Genomic DNA, 18097 nt, shown 5'->3' on the forward strand with positions numbered 1-18097 from the left:
GGTGTTCTGGTTGCCCCTGTGACGCCCTTTCCGCGCTGTGACCCGTGTTCCGGCCGTGCGCCCGGCACGGCACCGCAGGTGACCCTACGACAACTTGCTGTGCATCGGGACCCGTTCAAGCCCCGTTTTCACCGGATGGCCACCTCGCGTTGCCGCGCGCCGGTCCGGCCGGGAGGGCGCGCATACTGGACCGGCCCGATCACCGGTGCGCGCACCGCGTCCACGACCGCTTCCCGGGGGACCTGTTGCCGTTCACTCTCAGCCATGCGGCGGCCGTCCTGCCCGCGGTCCGCCGGGACGGGACCGGCCGCGGTCCGCTGGTGCCGGCGGTGCTGATCGCGGGATCCTTCGCGCCCGACATGCCGTTCTATGCGGCGAATGTCCTGCCCGGTGCCATGCAATTCGGTGCGGTCACGCACGCGTTCGCCGGGGTCTGCACCGTCGACGTGCCCATCTCCTGGGCGCTGGTGGGCCTGTGGCTGCTGGTCCGCGAGCCGCTGCTCGCGCTGCTGCCCCGGAGCCGGCAGGGGCGGCCGGCCGTGCTGCTGCGCTGCGGTGCGCCACGCGCGCGTGCGGACGCCGCCACGGTGCTGCGGTGGTACGTCTCCGCGGTGCTGGGCGCGCTGACCCATGTGGTGTGGGACGCCTTCACCCATCAGGGGCGGTGGGGGACACGGCTGGTTCCGGCCATCGGGCGGGACCGGCCGGCGGGCGCGCCGCTGTTCACCTGGCTGCAGTACGGCTCGTCCGTGGCGGGCGTGATCGCGATCGCGGCGTTCGCCGCGCGTGCGCTACGGCGTGCGGCGGACGGGTGGCCGGCGGGGGTGCCGGTGCTGTCCGCGCGGGACCGGTGGTGGGCCGGCGCGGTGATCGGCGGCTGTGCGGCGGCCGGGGCGGTACAGCGGGCGGCGCGCTGGTGGGCGCTCACGGGGGCGCCGGAGCGGCCGTGGGAACTGGTGCCCACCCTGTGCTTCGGGGCGGGCGCGGGACTCGTCCTGGGGCTGGCGCTGTACGCCGGCGGGATCAGGGCGTGGGGCCGGCGCCGGGATCCGGGCGGTCCCGGTGATCGCCGTGGTCCCGGTGCTCTTGGTGGTCCTGGCGGGGTGGTCGGTGCGGGGCGGGGGCGGCCGGCCGCTCGGTGAGGGACGCGACGAACACCGTGAGGGTGTGCCGGGGGCGCGGCCTCGGAAGCGCGGCGAGCGCGAGGGCGAGGTAGCCGCGGGCGAGGTCGGCCCACTGACGCCAGTCGGGGGCGTGCTCCGCGTGCGCGGTCAGACCGGTGAGTCTGTGCCGGAGGCCGGCGGCGGCCCTGCGCACGGTCTGGGTCAGGTCGGCGGGAATGCGGGCGGTGCTTGCGTCGGCCGCGAGGGCCGGGACCGGCGAGGCGAGCATGGCCTGCGCCGAGGCGGTGTCCGCCCAGGCCCGAATGTCTGCCTCGGGCGTCCGGCGGTGAAGCATGCGTATACCCATGCCCGCAGTTTTGCGCGGCCCGCCGCGGAGGGGCGTTTTGACGGGGGCCACGTGAGTGACGGATCCCTCCGGGGGCTCGGCCGGCTTGCCGAGGGCGGCTGCCGGGTTCTGCACCGGTGGGGGTGAGGGCCGGGGTGACGCAGGGGGCGTTGCGGTGCTGGTTCGCCGCAGCGCCCCCTCCGGCCGAGCGCCGTGGGCTAGTGCGCTGCTGATTCCCAGTCCGGGCCCACGCCGACCGAGACGTCCAGGGGGGCTCGCAGCTGGACGGCGCTGGACATCTCCTGGCGGACGATCCGCTCGGCGGCCGCGCGCTCGCCCGGGGCGATCTCCAGCACGATTTCGTCGTGGACCTGGAGGAGCATGCGGGACTTCAGGTCCGCCGCCCGCAGCGCGCTGTCCACCTTGAGCATGGCGATCTTCACGATGTCCGCCGCGGTGCCCTGGATGGGCGCGTTGAGGGCCATGCGCTCGGCGGCCTCCCGGCGCTGGCGGTTGTCGCTGTTGAGGTCCGGCAGGTACCGGCGGCGGCCGAAGAGGGTCGCCGTGTAGCCCGTCGCCCGGGCCTCGTCGACCGCGCGGCGGAGGTAGTCGCGGACGCCGCCGAAACGCTCGAAGTAGGCGTCCATCAGGGCGCGGGCCTCCGCCGCCTCGATGTTCAGCTGCTGGGAGAGGCCGAAGGCGGACAGGCCGTAGGCCAGGCCGTACGACATCGCCTTGATCTTGCGGCGCATCTCGGCGTCCACCGCGGCCGGCTCGACGCCGAACACCTGGGACGCGGCCGTGGTGTGCAGGTCCTCGCCGGAGGTGAACGCCCGGATCAGGCCCTCGTCCTCGGAGAGGTGCGCCATCACCCGCAGCTCGATCTGGCTGTAGTCGGCGGTCATCAGGGACTCGAAGCCCTCGCCGACCACGAAACCGCGGCGGATCGCCCGGCCCTCGTCCGTGCGGACCGGGATGTTCTGCAGGTTGGGGTCCGTGGAGGACAGACGGCCGGTCGCGGCCACCGTCTGGTTGAACGTCGTATGGATACGGCCGTCACCCGCGATGGTCTTGATCAGGCCTTCGACCGTCACCCTCAGCTTCGCCTGCTCACGGTGCCGGAGCATGATCACCGGGAGTTCGTTGTCGGTCTGGGTGGCGAGCCAGGCCAGGGCGTCGGCGTCGGTGGTGTAGCCGGTCTTGGTCTTCTTGGTCTTCGGCAGGGCCAGCTCGCCGAAGAGGACCTCCTGGAGCTGCTTGGGCGAGCCCAGGTTGAACTCGTGGCCGGCGGCCGCGTGCGCCTCCTTCACGGCCTGCTGCACCGCGCCCGCGAACATCTGCTCCATCGCCTCCAGGTGCGCGCGGTCGGCGGCGATGCCGTGGCGCTCCATGCGGGCGAGCAGGGCGGAGGTGGGCAGCTCCATGTCCCGCAGCAGGTCGGCGGCGCCGACCTCCGCCAGGCGGGCCTCGAAGGCCGCGCCCAGGTCGAGGACCGCGCGGGCCTGGATCATCAGGGCCTCCGCCTCGGCCCCCTCGTCGGCGCCGAAGGCCAGCTGGCCGTCGGCGGCGGCGGCCGGGGCCAGCTCGCGGTGGAGGTACTCCAGGGACAGCGCGTCCAGGTCGAAGGAGCGGCGGCCCGGCTTGACCAGGTAGGCGGCGAGCGCGGTGTCCATGGTCACACCCTCGACGGACCAGCCGTGCTCGGCGAAGACCCGCATCGCGCCCTTGGCGTTGTGGAACACCTTGGGGCGGGCGGGGTCGGCCAGCCAGGCCGCGAACGCGTTCTCGTCGGCCTCGTCCAGCTCGGCCGGGTCGAACCAGGCCGCCGCTCCCCCGGCCGCGGCCAGGGCGACCTCGGCGACCGAGCCGGCGCCCAGCGCCCAGGCGTCGACGGTGGCCACGCCGAGGGTCTCGGCGCCGTGCCCGGCGAGCCAGCCGGCCAGCTCGCCGGTGCGCAGGATCGTGCCGTCCAGTTCCACGCCGTCGGTGGCGACCGGCGTGGCCTCGGCCTCCACCGAGCCCGGGTCGACGGCGAAGAGTCGCTCGCGCAGGGACGGGTTGCGGATCTCCAGGGTGTCCAGGATCATCGCGACGGCCTTGCGGTCGTACGCGGTCCGCTCCAGGTCGGCGACCGACTTCGGCAGCTCGACCTGGCGCTCCAGCTCGGTGAGGACGCGGTTGAGCTTGACCGACTCCAGGTGGTCGCGGAGGTTCTGCCCGGCCTTGCCCTTGACCTCGTCGACGCGCTCCACCAGCTCCGCGAACGAGCCGAACTGGTTGATCCACTTCGCCGCGGTCTTCTCGCCGACGCCGGGGATGCCGGGGAGGTTGTCGGACGGGTCGCCGCGCAGCGCCGCGAAGTCCGGGTACTGGGCGGGCGTCAAGCCGTACTTCTCGAAAACCTTCTCCGGTGTGAACCGGGTCAGCTCGGAGACGCCCTTCGTCGGGTAGAGCACCGTGATGCTGTCGGTGACCAGCTGGAAGGAGTCGCGGTCGCCGGTGACGATGAGCACCTCGAAGCCCGCGGCCTCGGCCTGGGTGGCGAGGGTGGCGATGACGTCGTCCGCCTCGTACCCGTCCACGGCGAAGCGGGGGGCGTTCATCGCGTCGAGCAGCTCGCCGATCAGCTCGACCTGCCCCTTGAACTCGTCCGGGGTCTTGGAGCGGTTCGCCTTGTACTCGGTGAACTTCTCCGAGCGCCAGGTCTTGCGCGAGACGTCGAAGGCCACCGCGAAGTGCGTGGGCTCCTCGTCACGCAGGGTGTTGGCCAGCATCGACGCGAAACCGTAGATCGCGTTCGTCGGCTGGCCGGTCGCGGTCGTGAAGTTCTCCGCGGGCAGCGCGAAGAACGCGCGGTAGGCCAGCGAGTGCCCGTCCATGAGCATCAGCCGGGGACGGGTGCCGCCGGGGGTCTTGTCGGTCTGCTTCGATGCTGTCTCTGCCACGCCCCCGATCCTGCCACGCCGCACTGACAGTCCGGTCCGGGACGGACGCCGGGGAGCGGAGGGGCTGCGCAGCGTGTCCCTCGGTCACCGAGCGTGCCGGCGTCGGCGTCGAGTCCCGGGGGGCACGGCTGTCGGTGCCGCATGGCAGGATCGGCGTCGTACTTGTCACACGCAGTCGAAGGGGAGCGTGCGATGGCGACGAAGCCGCCCAAGGGTGATCCGGTTCAGGACGCGCCGCAGGTCGTGGAGCCGAAGCACGCGGCGGCGGGACTGCCGGCGATCGGGCACACACTGCGCATCGCCCAGCAGCAGATGGGCGTGCGGCGCACGGCGCTGACGCTGCTGCGGGTCAACCAGAAGGACGGGTTCGACTGCCCGGGCTGCGCCTGGCCGGAGCCGGACCACCGGCACAAGGCGGAGTTCTGCGAGAACGGCGCGAAGGCGGTCGCCGAGGAGGCCACCCTGCGCCGGGTCACCCCGGAGTTCTTCGCCGCGCACTCCGTCGCCGACCTGGCGACCCGGAGCGGGTACTGGCTGGGGCAGCAGGGCCGGCTCACCCACCCCATGTACCTGCCCGAGGGCGGCACGCACTACGAGCCGGTCGGCTGGGACCGTGCCTTCGACATCGTCGCCGAGGAGATCGCCGCCCTCTCCTCCCCCGACGAAGCCGTCTTCTACACCTCGGGCCGCACCGGCAACGAGGCCGCGTTCCTGTACCAGCTGTTCGCGCGCGAGCTGGGCACGAACAACCTGCCGGACTGCTCCAACATGTGCCACGAGTCGTCCGGTTCCGCGCTCGCCGAGACCATCGGCGTCGGCAAGGGCAGCGTCCTGCTGGAGGACCTGTACCAGGCCGACCTGATCATCGTCGCCGGGCAGAACCCGGGGACGAACCATCCGCGCATGCTCTCCGCGCTGGAGAAGGCGAAGGCGAACGGCGCGAAGATCATCAGCGTCAATCCGCTGCCCGAGGCCGGCCTGGAGCGGTTCAAGAACCCGCAGACCCCGCAGGGCCTGCTGAAGGGCGCCGCCCTCACCGATCTGTTCCTGCAGATCCGCATCGGCGGCGACCAGGCCCTCTTCCGGCTGCTCAACAAGCTGATCCTCCAGACCGAGGGCGCCGTCGACGAGGAGTTCGTCCGCGAGCACACCCACGGGTTCGAGGAGTTCGCCGAGGTCGCGCGTGGCGCCGACTGGGACGAGACGCTCAGGGCCACGGGCCTCACCCGCGCGGAGATCGAGCAGGCCCTCGCCATGGTGCTCGCCTCGGAGCGGACCATCGTCTGCTGGGCGATGGGCCTGACCCAGCACAAGCACGCCGTGCCGACCATCCGCGAGGTGGTCAACTTCCTGCTGCTGCGCGGCAACATCGGCCGGCCGGGTGCGGGCGTGTGCCCGGTGCGCGGGCACAGCAACGTCCAGGGCGACCGCACGATGGGCATCTTCGAGCGGCCCGCGCCCGCCTTCCTGGACGCGCTGGAGAAGGAGTTCGGGTTCGCGCCGCCGCGCGAGCACGGCTTCGACGTCGTACGGGCCATCCGCGCGCTGCGCGACGGCGAGGCGAAGGTGTTCTTCGCCATGGGCGGCAACTTCGTCTCCGCCTCTCCCGACACCGAGGTCACCGAGGCCGCGATGCGGCGCGCGCGGCTGACCGTGCACGTGTCGACCAAGCTGAACCGCTCGCACGTCGTCACGGGCGCGCGTGCGCTGATCCTGCCCACGCTGGGGCGCACCGAGCGGGACGTGCAGGCCGGCGGTGAGCAGTTCGTGACCGTCGAGGACTCGATGGGCATGGTGCACGCCTCGCGCGGGCGGCTCGCGCCCGCGAGCCCGCACCTCAGGTCGGAGCCGGCCATCGTCTGCGGTCTCGCGCGCCGCGTGCTCGGCGAGCGCAGCGTGGTGCCGTGGGAGGAGTTCGAGAAGGACTACGCCACGATCCGTGACCGCATCGCGCGCGTGGTCCCCGGTTTCGAGGACTTCAACGCGCGGGTGGCCCGGCCGGGCGGCTTCGCGCTGCCGCACGCGCCGCGCGACGAGCGCCGCTTCCCGACCGCCACGGGCAGGGCGAACTTCACGGCGGCGCCGGTGGAGTACCCCGAACTGCCCGAGGGCCGGCTGCTGTTGCAGACCCTGCGCTCGCACGACCAGTACAACACCACGATCTACGGTCTGGACGACCGCTACCGGGGGATCACGGGCGGCCGGCGGGTGGTGCTGGTGCACCCGGAGGACGCGCGGGCGCTCGGGTTCGCCGAGGGGGCGTACGTGGACCTGGTCAGCGAGTGGAAGGACGGCGTGGAGCGGCGCGCGCCCGGTTTCCGGGTCGTGCACTACCCGACGACCCGGGGCTGCGCGGCGGCGTACTACCCCGAGACGAACGTCCTGGTCCCGCTCGACGCCACCGCCGACACCAGCAACACGCCGGCCAGCAAGTCCGTGGTCGTACGTCTCGAAGATCACACCGCCGGTGCGGGCGGCCGTCTGGAACAATCGGCGACCGGCTGAGCGTTTGCTCAGCGAGCAGAGAGCCGCACGAAGAACGGAGCCGGGCCCATGGGTGAGCAGCAGGAAGTTCAGTTCCCGCAGGACGTCGTCGACGAGTACGCGGCGCTCGGTGTCGACCTGCCCGCCCTGTTCTCCGCCGGACACCTCGGCACGCGGATGGGTGTGCAGATCCTTCAGGCCTCGGCGGAGAAGGTCGTCGGGACCATGCCGGTGGAGGGCAACACCCAGCCGTACGGCCTGCTGCACGGCGGTGCCTCCGCGGTGCTGGCGGAGACCCTGGGCTCGGTCGGCTCCATGCTGCACGGCGGCAGCTCGAAGATCGCGGTCGGCGTGGACCTGAACTGCACGCACCACCGGGGGGTCCGTTCGGGTCTGGTGACGGGGGTGGCCACGCCGGTGCACCGGGGCCGGTCGACGGCGACGTACGAGATCGTGATCAGCGACGAGGAGGGCCGCCGCGTGTGCACCGCCCGGCTGACCTGCCTCCTGCGCGACGCCCGCCCCGCTGACGCGGCCCAGATCCCGCCCACCGGCGCCTGACCGACCCGGCCCACCCACACCTCGGCCCGGCGGCACCGGCCCGCTGCTCCCGCCGCCCCGATCCGCCCGCACCGGCGCGCTACTCCCGTCGGCCCACTTCCGGCGGCCCCCTGCTCCCGCCGCCCCGGCCCGCCCGTGTCGGCCCGTTGCTCTCCGCCGTCCCTCCCCTTAGCTTCTGGTCATGGGACGGCGAGGGAACCCCCGGCCGGGGGCGAGGCTCCTGGGGGTCGGTCTGGCGCTTCCGGCGCTGCTCGGCGCGACGGCCTGCGGCCGGACCGCCGCCCCCGCGCACTCCACCGCCTCCGGTGCCGGCACCACCTCGGCCGCCACCCCCGCCCCGGCCGACTCCCCCGGCGCTTCGGCCTCCGCCGCCCCCATGCCCACCTCTCCCGCCGCCCTGTGCACCCGCCTCGTCGCGCACTGGGCCCGTGAGGTGCTCGACAGCGGCACCTACGGCGACTACCAGTCGATGGGCCTGTCCAACGGGCAGTACGCGATCCTGCGCGAGGTCGTCGACGCGGCGCGGGCCGTGAAACAGCGTCAGGGCACTGTTGCTGCCGAGCGGCTGATCGACCGTCAGGCGCACGCGGCCTGCGCCGAGCGGTACCGGCACGGAACCCCGAGCGGAGGCCCCTGGCGATGAGCGGCATCGGCCCGCTGGAGCCGGGCGAGGGCACGCACGCGTGGGACACACAGCCCTCCGCGTCCCCAACCACCGGCCGCGCGCCCCGAGTTCGGTCTTTACTGGCGACCCGTTACGCCCGCCACCGGCGCGCCATGCTGGCGTTCGCCGCGGTGGCCGTCCTCCTGGCCGGCGGCGGTTACCTCTACGCCGCCCGGCCCCGGCAGCAGCCGCCGCCCCCGGCGCCGTACCCCGCCCAGGTGGTCGAGGTCGAGTACGCCAGCGGGCGTCCCACCCCGGCCGGCGCCCCGCCCCGCAGCTTCAGCTTCGCGGTGCTACTGAGCGTGGACTCCGGGCCCCCGGTGACCGTGACCCGGGTGACCCAGCCGTACGCGGGACTCTCGCTGGTGACGGACCCGCCGACGCCCTTCCGGACAAAGGCAGGTTCGGACCGCAAGATCACCATAACCATGCACGTGATCCGGTGCGGAAATCTGCCCATGGACGCCGGGCTTCCTTTCCTGGACGTAACTCTGCGTAATGCGCGCGCAATACAGATTCACAGCTACATCCTCGGCACGCGCTACGCCCGGCATCTCTCCCGGGCACTGAAAGACGCCTGCGGCAACAACACCTCGTCATCACCAAAACCCTCGAGACACCTGAATTGATCATGGTGGGTCCTGCGGATTCTCACATTGCGGACGGGGCGAATCGGCCGGAATTCCGCCCTAACTCCCACGCCGTACCGCTCTGCATTACGTCGTGTCATAACAAGAGAGTCACAGCATTGGTCAGACACTCCTCCACGTTCCCCACACACGCTTAGAGTCACGGCCAGTCACCGCGCCCCCCAATTGCCCACTGGGCCTGTCACTTCGGTCGGGCGCGCGGCTCGACCGCTTCCAGGGGGAGGCGGTCGTCCAGGGGAAAGGACTGATCGTGCGTCAACGTTCGCTCATCGCCATCACCGCCGCGCTGGCAGCGGGAGCACTCACCCTCACCGCCTGCGGCTCGCGCGACAGCGGCGACAAGGGCTCCGACTCCGGCAAGGGTGGTGGCACCACCGTCACCATCGGCGTCGACGCCCCACTGACCGGCGACCTGTCCGCGCTCGGCCTGGGCATCAAGAACTCCGTCGACCTGGCCGTCAACCAGGCCAACAAGAAGAACTACGTCAAGGGCGTCACCTTCAAGATCGCCGCCAAGGACGACCAGGCGCAGCCCTCCTCGGGCCAGCAGAACGCCTCCGCCTTCGTCTCCGACAACAGCGTCCTCGGCGTCGTCGGCCCGCTGAACTCCTCCGTCGCCGAGTCGATGCAGAAGGTCTTCGACGACGCCAAGCTGGTCGAGGTCTCGCCCGCCAACACGAACCCCGCCCTGACCCAGGGCGCCGACTGGCAGAAGACCAAGTCCCGCCCGTACAAGTCGTACTTCCGCACCGCGACCACCGACGCCATCCAGGGCCCGTTCGCCGCGCAGTACGTCTACAACAAGGCCAAGAAGACCAAGGTCTTCGTCATCGACGACAAGAAGACCTACGGCGCCGGCCTCGCCGCCACCTTCACCTCGGAGTTCAAGAAGCTCGGCGGCAAGGTCGTCGGCACCGAGCACATCAACCCGGACACCAAGGACTTCTCCGCGGTCGCCACCAAGGTCAAGAACTCCGGCGCCCAGGTCGTCTACTACGGCGGCGAGTACCCGCAGGCCGGCCCGCTGAGCAAGCAGATCAAGTCCGCCGGCGCCAACATCCCGCTCGTCGGCGGTGACGGCATCTACGCCGACGACTTCATCAAGCTCGCCGGCAGTGCCGCCACCGGCGACATGGCCACCTCCGTCGGCGCCCCGGTCGAGACCCTCCCCTCCGCCAAGGACTTCGTCGCCAACTACAAGGCAGCCGGCTACAAGGAGGAGTACGCGGCCTACGGCGGCTACTCCTACGACTCCGCCTGGGCGATCATCGAGGCCGTGAAGAAGGTCGTCGACGACAACGGCGGCAAGCTGCCCTCCGACGCCCGCGCCAAGGTCACCGCCGCCGTCCAGAACGTCTCCTTCGACGGCGTGACCGGCAAGGTCTCCTTCGACCAGTACGGTGACGCCACCAACAAGCAGCTCACCGTCTACTCCGTGACGAACGGCGCCTGGAAGGCCGTGGAGTCCGGCACCTACAACGGCGGCTGACCCCCACACCCGCACCTGCCGAGAGCCGCGCGGGGCGCTGTTCCACTGGCGCCCCGCGCGGACTCGCATCCGGCTTCATCCGTCGAACTTCCCGAACGTCCCGGAGGACTTGCGGTGAACGAGCTGCCGCAGCAGCTGGTCAACGGCCTGCTACTAGGATCCATGTACGGGCTGGTCGCCATCGGCTACACAATGGTCTACGGCATCGTCCAGCTCATCAACTTCGCCCACGGCGAGATCTTCATGACCGGCGCCTTCGGCGCGCTCACGGTCTACGCGTACATCCTTCCCGACGGCACCTCCATGTGGGTGGCCCTGCCGCTGATGCTGATCGGCGCCATCCTCGTCGCCGTCACCGTCGCCGTCGGAGCGGAACGGTTCGCCTACCGCCCCCTGCGCACCGCCCCGCGCCTCGCGCCCCTCATCACCGCCATCGGCCTCTCCCTGGCGCTGCAGCAGGCCGTCTGGGCCTGGTACCCCCAGGCGAAGTCCGCCCGCACCTTCCCCAGCATCCCCGGCGGCCCCTTCAACATCGGAAACGTCACCATCCAGACCGGTGACATCTTCCTGGTCGCCGCCGCCCCCATCAGCATGGCGATCCTCGCCTACTTCGTGATGCGCACCCGCACCGGCCGCGGCATGCAGGCCACCGCCCAGGACCCGGACACCGCCAAGCTGATGGGCGTCAACACCGACCGCATCATCGTCGTCGCGTTCGCCGTCGGCGCCGCGTTCGCCGCGGTCGGCGGCGTCGCCTACGGACTGAAATACGGTCAGATCGACTTCCGCATGGGCTTCATCCTCGGCCTCAAGGCCTTCACCGCGGCCGTCCTCGGCGGCATCGGCAACATCTACGGCGCCATGCTCGGCGGACTCGTCCTCGGCGTCGCCGAGGCCCTCTCCACCGCATACATCGCGGACATCCCCGGCATGGACAAGTTCGGCAGCCAGTCCTGGGCAGACGTCTGGGCCTTCGTACTCCTCATCCTCGTGCTCCTGTTCAGGCCACAGGGCCTGCTCGGCGAGCGCGTCGCGGACAGGGCGTGATCGCGATGACCACACAGACCACCGCATCCGGCTCCCCCGAGACCCCGCAGACCACCACCGCACCCGAAGCCACCCGCTCCGGCCTCATCGGTCTGCCGGCCCCCCTCGGACGAGCCCTCGCCACCGGCGGCGGCGCCCTCGCGATCGCCTCCACCTTCCTGTCCTGGACCTGGACCACCGACTTCCCCGGCGACCTCACCGTCTACGGCTACCCCGGCGGCCTGCAGGTCCTCGTCCTCATCGGCGGCATCCTCACCACCCTCTTCGGCATCGCCTCCTACGGCGTCAAAGGCCTCGGCTGGCTCACCCCCGGCACCCCCGACGCCGCCCTGAAGATGGCCGCGCTCGGCACCTTCGCCACCGCCTGGTACACCGTCATCGCCATCAGCACCGAACTCGGCGGACTGGTCAACCTCGAACCCGGCGGCTTCATCGTCGCCGTCGCCACCCTCGCCGCCCTCGTCGGCGCACTCGCCCTGCCCTTCGAACGGCCCGAACCCGACCCCGCCGACCCCGACGACACCGGCTGGGAACTGTTCAAGCACAACACCCGGCAGAACTGGAACGTCTTCAAGGCCTCCTTCGCCGCCGACACCCCGCGCCCCGGCCGCAGGCTCCCCGCCTGGGCCGAGATCCTCGTCATCGCCGCGGCCATGGCCATCGGCCTGGCGGTCTTCTCCTACGGCATCGACACCTCCTACGACGAGCTGTTCATCGGCTTCCTCATCACCGCCGGCTTCGGCTTCGCCACCCTCGTCAAGGCCGGACTCGTCTCCCGCCTCTCGGCGATCACCACACGGCACCGCAGCATCACCATGACCGGCGCCTTCGTCGCAGCGGCCGCCTTCCCCCTCACCCAGTCCGACGACCAGTACGCGACCATCGGCGTCTACATCCTCATCTTCGCCACCGTCGCCCTCGGTCTGAACATCGTCGTCGGCCTCGCCGGCCTCCTCGACCTCGGCTACGTCGCCTTCCTCGGCGTCGGCGCCTACACCGCCGCCCTGGTCTCCGGCTCCCCCTCCTCCCCGCTGCACGTCCAATGGCCCTTCTGGGCCTCCGCACTGCTCGGCGCCGCCGTCGCCATGGTCTTCGGCGTCCTCATCGGCGCCCCAACCCTGCGACTGCGCGGCGACTACCTCGCCATCGTCACCCTCGGCTTCGGTGAGATCTTCCGCATCACCGTCCTCAACATGGACGGCACCTCCGGCCCCGACGTCACCAACGGATCCAACGGCATCTCCTCCATCCCCAACCTGAAGATCCTCGGCTTCGACTTCGGCCAGGAACACCAGTTCCTCGGCGCCACCATCGGCCGCTTCGCGAACTACTTCCTGCTCATGCTGCTCATCACCCTCATCGTGGTCGTGGTGTTCCGGCGCAGCAGCGACTCCCGCATCGGCCGCGCCTGGATCGCCATCCGCGAGGACGAGACCGCCGCACTCGCCATGGGCATCAACGGCTTCCGCGTCAAGCTCATCGCCTTCGCCCTCGGCGCCTGCCTCGCCGGCCTCGCCGGCTCCGTCCAGGCCCACGTCACCTACACCGTGACCCCCGAGCAGTACCAGTTCGCCCACGTCGTCCCGCCCAACTCCGCCTTCCTCCTCGCCGCCGTCGTCCTCGGCGGCATGGGCACCATCTCCGGACCCCTGGTCGGCGCGGCCCTCCTCTACCTCATCCCGGCCAAGCTCCAGTTCCTGGGCGACTACCAGCTCTTCGCCTTCGGCGTCGCGCTCGTACTCCTGATGCGCTTCCGCCCCGAAGGCCTCATCCCCAACCGGCGCCGCCAACTCGAGTTCCACGAAGACACCGAAGCGCCCGCCGTCCTCACCAAGGCAGGGGCCTGACCACCATGACCACCGACACCACCACCAAGGACGCCACGCCCGGCGCCCCCGCCTCCGGCCACACCGTCCTCGACGCCCGCGGCGTCACCATGCGCTTCGGCGGCCTCACCGCCGTACGCAACGTCGACCTCACCGTCAACAGCGGCGAGATCGTCGGCCTCATCGGACCCAACGGCGCCGGCAAGACCACCTTCTTCAACTGCCTCACCGGCCTGTACGTCCCCACCGAGGGCGAAGTCCGCTACAAAGGCCAGGTCCTGCCGCCCAAATCCTTCAAGGTCACCGCCGCCGGCATCGCCCGCACCTTCCAGAACATCCGCCTGTTCGCCAACATGACGGTCCTGGAGAACGTCCTCGTCGGCCGCCACACCCGCACCAGAGAAGGCCTGTGGTCCGCACTGCTGCGCGGCCCCGGCTTCCACCGCGCCGAGAAGGCCTCCCGCGAACGCGCCATGGAACTCCTCGAGTTCGTCGGCCTCGAACGCAAAGCCGAACACCTCGCCCGCAACCTCCCCTACGGCGAACAGCGCAAACTCGAGATCGCCCGCGCCCTCGCCAGCGAACCCGGCCTGCTCCTCCTCGACGAGCCCACCGCCGGCATGAACCCCCAGGAGACCCGGGCCACCGAGGAACTCGTCTTCGCCATCCGTGACAAGGGCATCGCCGTCCTCGTCATCGAGCACGACATGCGCTTCATCTTCAACCTCTGCGACCGCGTCGCCGTCCTCGTCCAAGGCGAAAAACTCGTCGAGGGCGACAGCGCCACCGTCCAGGGCGACGAACGCGTCATCGCCGCCTACCTCGGCGAACCCTTCGAAAACGCCCCCGGCGACGAAGAGGCGGCCGAGGTCGAGGCAGCCGAGGCGGCCACCGGCACCGACGACACACCCGCGGCGGCCCAACCGGCCGAAGGCAACGCCGAGAACACCACCGACGCCGCGCCCGGCAAGGAGAACGACCGATGACCGCACTGCTCGAAGTGGAGGACCTCAGGGTCGCCTACGGCAAGATCGAAGCCGTCAAAGGCATCTCCTTCAAGGTCGAAGCCGGCCAGGTCGTCACCCTCATCGGCACCAACGGCGCCGGCAAGACCACCACTCTGCGCACCCTCTCCGGCCTGCTCAAGCCCGTCGGCGGCCAGATCCGCTTCAACGGCAAGTCCCTGAAGAAGGTCCCCGCCCACCAGGTGGTCTCCCTCGGCCTCGCCCACTCCCCCGAGGGACGGCACATCTTCCCGCGCATGACCATCGAGGACAACCTCCGCCTCGGCGCCTTCCTGCGCAACGACAAACCCGGCATCGAAAAAGACATCCAGCGCGCCTACGACCTCTTCCCCATCCTCGGAGAACGCCGCAAGCAAGCCGCCGGCACCCTCTCCGGCGGCGAACAGCAGATGCTCGCCATGGGACGCGCCCTGATGTCCCAGCCCAAACTGCTCATGCTCGACGAACCCTCCATGGGCCTCTCGCCGATCATGATGCAGAAGATCATGTCCACCATCGCCGAACTCAAGGCACAGGGCACCACCATCCTGCTCGTCGAACAGAACGCCCAGGCGGCGCTCTCCCTCGCCGACCAGGGCCACGTCATGGAAGTCGGCAACATCGTCCTGTCCGGCACCGGCCAGGACCTCCTCCACGACGAATCCGTCCGCAAGGCCTACCTCGGCGAGGACTGACCCGCCCGCACACGCCGACGCGGCCCGCACCCCCTCTGGCGGGGTGCGGGCCGCGTCGTACGAAGAACGCCGCTCAGCCGTTCTTGGCCGCCTTCTTCTCCTCGTTGTCAGCGATCACGGCCTCCGCGACCTGCTGCATCGACATACGGCGGTCCATCGACGTCTTCTGGATCCACCGGAACGCGGCCGGCTCCGTCAGGCCGTACTCCGTCTGCAGGATCGACTTCGCCCGATCCACCAGCTTCCGGGTCTCCAGACGCTGCGTGAGGTCCGCGACCTCCTTCTCCAGCTGCTTCAGCTCCGTGAAGCGCGAGACGGCCATCTCGATGGCCGGAACGACATCGCTCTTGCTGAACGGCTTCACCAGATACGCCATCGCCCCCGCGTCCCGGGCACGCTCCACCAGGTCACGCTGCGAGAAGGCGGTCAGCATCAGCACCGGCGCGATGGACTCCTCGGCGATCTTCTCCGCCGCGGAGATGCCGTCGAGCTTCGGCATCTTCACGTCCATGATCACCAGGTCCGGGCGGTGCTCGCGGGCCAGCGCCACGGCCTGCTCGCCGTCCCCGGCCTCGCCGACGACGGTGTAGCCCTCCTCCTCCAGCATCTCTTTCAGGTCGAGCCGGATCAGGGCCTCGTCCTCGGCGATGACGACACGGGTCGTCAGCGGAGGCACGTGCGACTTGTCGTCGTCGGGCGCGTCTACGGGCTGGGGCGACTCGGGCGCGGTCACTGAGGCTCCTTGGTCCAGGGCAGGCTGGTACTGCTGACAAGAGCCTACCTAGCTGCGGTAAGGTAGGGAGCAGGGAGTCGGGGGCAACCTTCGATTCCCAGGCCCCGGTAGTCCAATTGGCAGCAGACGATGGTCTCAAACACCATACAGTGTGGGTTCGAGTCCCACCCGGGGCACTTTTCCTTCGATTCCAAGGTTACCACGCATAAGCGGAGGATCACGTTCGCGTGATTCTCCGCTTATCGCTGCGTGTCCCCGCGATCACTTATCCAGAGTGCTCGCATGAACTTCCGTGGCACTGAAGTGCGACAGAAGGCCCTCACGCTGCTGCGCGACGGCACGAAGAACGCCGATGTCGCCCGTCGGCTCAACGTTCCGCTCGGCACCATCGGCTACTGGAAGCATGTCGATCGCGCAAAACGCGGTGAGTGCCCCGGCAGGCGCGATCCGAAGTGCCCCCGGTGCGACGGGAGCGACCTGGACGAATCGTCGTACAGCTACCTGCTCGGCCTCTATCTCGGTGATGGCCACATCAGCCGCTACTCCGAGCATCGCGTGCCGAACCTCATGATCACGTGCACGGAATCGTGGCCCGGGCTCATGGACGACTGCGAGCAAGCCATGCGCGCCGTCTTCCCCGAGAACTCCGTGTGCCGGGTCCGGAAGACCGGATGCCGCAACGTGAAGGTCGACTCGAAGCACCTGCCCTGCCTCTTCCCCCAGCACGGCCCCGGCAGGAAGCACGAGCGTCCGATCGTCCTCGAACCCTGGCAGCAGGCCATCGTCGACGCTCACCCGTGGGAGTTCATCCGGGGCCTGGTCCACTCGGACGGATGTCGCATCACCAACTGGACCACCCGCGTGGTCGCCGGGGAGCGGAAGCGGTACGAATATCCGCGTTACTTCTTCACCAACACCTCGACCGACATCGTCCGTCTCTTCACGTACACCCTCGACAAGGTCGGCGTCGAGTGGAGGACGCTGAACCAGAGCCGCGCCGCCGTCACCGTCTCCGTCGCCAAGAAGGCCTCCGTCGCGCTCATGGACGCCCGCGTCGGCCCCAAGCGCTGAAGAACTACCTGGGGCTGTCGTCCTCGCCGATGCGGTGGACGCGGACCATGTTGGTCGAGCCGGAGACGCCGGGCGGGGAGCCGGCGGTGACGACCACGGTGTCGCCCTTCTCGCAGCGGCCGTACTTCAGCAGCAGTTCGTCCACCTGGTCGACCATGGCGTCGGTGGAGTCGACGTGCGGGCCGAGGAAGGTCTCGGCGCCCCAGGTGAGGCTGAGCTGGGAGCGGGTGGCCGGTTCGGGGGTGAAGGCGAGCAGGGGGATCGGGGAGCGGTAGCGGGACAGGCGGCGGGCGGTGTCGCCGGACTGGGTGAAGGCGACGAGGAACTTGGCACCGAGGAAGTCGCCCATTTCGGCGGCGGCGCGGGCGACGGCGCCGCCCTGGGTGCGGGGTTTGTTGCGTTCGGTGAGCGGGGGCAGGCCCTTGGCGAGCATGTCCTCCTCGGCCGCTTCGACGATCTTGGCCATGGTGCGTACGGTCTCGACGGGGTGTTTTCCGACGCTGGTCTCGCCGGAGAGCATGACGGCGTCGGTGCCGTCGAGGACGGCGTTGGCGACGTCGGAGGCCTCGGCGCGGGTGGGCCGGGCGTTGTCGATCATCGAGTCGAGCATCTGGGTGGCGACGATGACCGGCTTGGCGTTGCGCTTGGCGAGCTTGACGGCGCGTTTCTGGACGATGGGCACCTGTTCGAGGGGCATCTCGACGCCGAGGTCGCCGCGGGCGACCATGAGTCCGTCGAAGGCGGCGATGATGTCGTCGAGGTTCTCCACGGCCTGCGGTTTCTCGATCTTGGCGATCACCGGGAGGCGGCGGCCCTCTTCGGCCATGATCCGCTGGACGTCCTTGGCGTCGTCGCCGCTGCGGACGAAGGAGAGGGCGATGACGTCGAAGCCGGTGCGCAGTGCCCAGCGCAGGTCGTCCTCGTCCTTCTTGGAGAGGGCGGGGACGGAGACGGCGACACCGGGGAGGTTGAGGCCCTTGTGGTCGGAGATCATGCCGCCCTCGACGACGAGGGTGTGGACACGGGGGCCGTCGACGGCGGTGACTTCGAGGCAGACCTTGCCGTCGTCGACGAGGATGCGCTCACCGGCGGTGACGTCGGCGGCGAGGCCGGCGAAGGTGGTGCCGCACTGGTGGCGGTCGCCTTCGGCGCCTTCTTCGACGGTGATGGTGAAGGTGTCGCCGCGTTCAAGGAGTACGGGGCCTTCGGTGAATCGGCCGAGTCGGATCTTCGGTCCTTGGAGGTCGGCGAGAATTCCGACGCTGCGGCCGGTTTCGTCGGCGGCTTTGCGGACTCGCCGGTAGCGTTCTTCGTGTTCGGCGTGGGTGCCGTGGCTGAGATTGAATCGGGCGACGTCCATTCCGGCGTCGACCAGTGCCTTGATCTGGTCGTATGAGTCGGTGGCGGGCCCCAGAGTGCAGACGATCTTTGCTCGGCGCATGGGTCGAGCCTAGGCCTTACCCGCGGGTAGAGAATCGG

15 protein-coding genes and 1 tRNA gene are annotated in these 18097 nt (G+C 70.1%); 12 read left to right on the forward strand and 4 right to left on the reverse strand.

Annotated elements, in window-relative coordinates; all coding sequences use genetic code 11:
* Window positions 1-245 precede the first annotated feature (245 nt).
* Entirely contained in the window at window positions 246-1142 is an 897-nt protein-coding gene (locus ACGFZN_RS06780; protein WP_393857406.1) for a DUF4184 family protein, read from the forward strand.
* On the opposite strand, the gene ACGFZN_RS06785 is transcribed toward ACGFZN_RS06780, so the two are convergent.
* Together ACGFZN_RS06785 and polA are read right to left on the reverse strand one after the other, a co-directional pair.
* Window positions 1024-1470 carry a hypothetical protein gene (locus tag ACGFZN_RS06785; RefSeq protein ID WP_393857407.1) on the reverse strand — a complete coding sequence of 149 codons (447 nt, stop codon included), beginning with the start codon at window positions 1468-1470 and terminating at the stop codon, window positions 1024-1026. The two genes, ACGFZN_RS06780 and ACGFZN_RS06785, sit on opposite strands and share 119 nt — an antisense overlap.
* Window positions 1471-1667: 197 nt before the next feature.
* On the reverse strand, window positions 1668-4394 hold the full coding sequence (gene polA, locus ACGFZN_RS06790) for a DNA polymerase I (protein WP_393857408.1): 2727 nt from the start codon (window positions 4392-4394) through the stop codon (window positions 1668-1670).
* A 192-nt stretch (window positions 4395-4586) separates the two neighbouring features.
* Here polA and ACGFZN_RS06795 point away from each other — a divergent pair, with 192 nt between their 5' ends.
* From ACGFZN_RS06795 to ACGFZN_RS06835, 9 genes are all read left to right on the forward strand, one after another.
* On the forward strand, window positions 4587-6899 hold the full coding sequence (locus tag ACGFZN_RS06795; protein ID WP_393857409.1) for an FdhF/YdeP family oxidoreductase: 2313 nt from the start codon (window positions 4587-4589) through the stop codon (window positions 6897-6899).
* A gap of 48 nt (window positions 6900-6947) precedes the next feature.
* Complete coding sequence (locus ACGFZN_RS06800) at window positions 6948-7439, forward strand: hotdog fold thioesterase (RefSeq protein WP_393857410.1); 492 nt, start codon at window positions 6948-6950, stop codon at window positions 7437-7439.
* A gap of 181 nt (window positions 7440-7620) precedes the next feature.
* Window positions 7621-8082: a hypothetical protein gene (locus ACGFZN_RS06805; protein WP_393857411.1), complete on the forward strand. Its 462-nt coding sequence runs from the start codon at window positions 7621-7623 to the stop codon at window positions 8080-8082.
* Window positions 8079-8732 (forward strand): Tat pathway signal sequence domain protein, encoded by a 654-nt coding sequence (locus ACGFZN_RS06810; RefSeq protein WP_393857412.1) that lies wholly within the window; start codon window positions 8079-8081, stop codon window positions 8730-8732. The genes ACGFZN_RS06805 and ACGFZN_RS06810 overlap by 4 nt, the downstream gene beginning before the upstream one ends.
* Window positions 8733-9003: 271 nt before the next feature.
* The gene (locus ACGFZN_RS06815; RefSeq protein ID WP_393857413.1) at window positions 9004-10242 is read left to right on the forward strand and encodes a branched-chain amino acid ABC transporter substrate-binding protein; all 1239 of its coding nucleotides are present in this window, start codon (window positions 9004-9006) and stop codon (window positions 10240-10242) included.
* Between the two features lie 114 nt (window positions 10243-10356).
* On the forward strand, window positions 10357-11289 hold the full coding sequence (locus ACGFZN_RS06820; protein WP_393857414.1) for a branched-chain amino acid ABC transporter permease: 933 nt from the start codon (window positions 10357-10359) through the stop codon (window positions 11287-11289).
* A 5-nt stretch (window positions 11290-11294) separates the two neighbouring features.
* Entirely contained in the window at window positions 11295-13136 is a 1842-nt protein-coding gene (locus tag ACGFZN_RS06825; RefSeq protein ID WP_393857415.1) for a branched-chain amino acid ABC transporter permease, read from the forward strand.
* Between the two features lie 5 nt (window positions 13137-13141).
* Complete coding sequence (locus tag ACGFZN_RS06830; RefSeq protein ID WP_393857416.1) at window positions 13142-14101, forward strand: ABC transporter ATP-binding protein; 960 nt, start codon at window positions 13142-13144, stop codon at window positions 14099-14101.
* Window positions 14098-14814: an ABC transporter ATP-binding protein gene (locus tag ACGFZN_RS06835; RefSeq protein ID WP_330340664.1), complete on the forward strand. Its 717-nt coding sequence runs from the start codon at window positions 14098-14100 to the stop codon at window positions 14812-14814. The genes ACGFZN_RS06830 and ACGFZN_RS06835 overlap by 4 nt, the downstream gene beginning before the upstream one ends.
* Before the next feature lie 73 nt (window positions 14815-14887).
* Here the strand turns inward: ACGFZN_RS06835 and ACGFZN_RS06840 are convergent, their stop codons facing one another.
* Window positions 14888-15547, reverse strand: coding sequence for a response regulator (locus ACGFZN_RS06840; protein ID WP_330340663.1), 660 nt, complete (start codon window positions 15545-15547; stop codon window positions 14888-14890).
* Window positions 15548-15648: 101 nt separating this feature from the next.
* Between ACGFZN_RS06840 and ACGFZN_RS06845 the strand changes: the two genes are divergently transcribed.
* Window positions 15649-15723 (forward strand) — tRNA-Leu (locus ACGFZN_RS06845).
* Window positions 15724-15829: 106 nt separating this feature from the next.
* Window positions 15830-16618, forward strand: coding sequence for a helix-turn-helix domain-containing protein (locus ACGFZN_RS06850; RefSeq protein ID WP_393857417.1), 789 nt, complete (start codon window positions 15830-15832; stop codon window positions 16616-16618).
* 4 nt (window positions 16619-16622) lie between these two features.
* On the opposite strand, the gene pyk is transcribed toward ACGFZN_RS06850, so the two are convergent.
* The gene (pyk, locus tag ACGFZN_RS06855) at window positions 16623-18059 is read right to left on the reverse strand and encodes a pyruvate kinase (protein WP_393857418.1); all 1437 of its coding nucleotides are present in this window, start codon (window positions 18057-18059) and stop codon (window positions 16623-16625) included.
* Between the last annotated feature and the right edge of the window lie 38 nt (window positions 18060-18097).

The sequence above is a fragment of the Streptomyces sp. NPDC048192 genome, assembly GCF_043202415.1.
Lineage (GTDB): Bacteria > Actinomycetota > Actinomycetes > Streptomycetales > Streptomycetaceae > Streptomyces.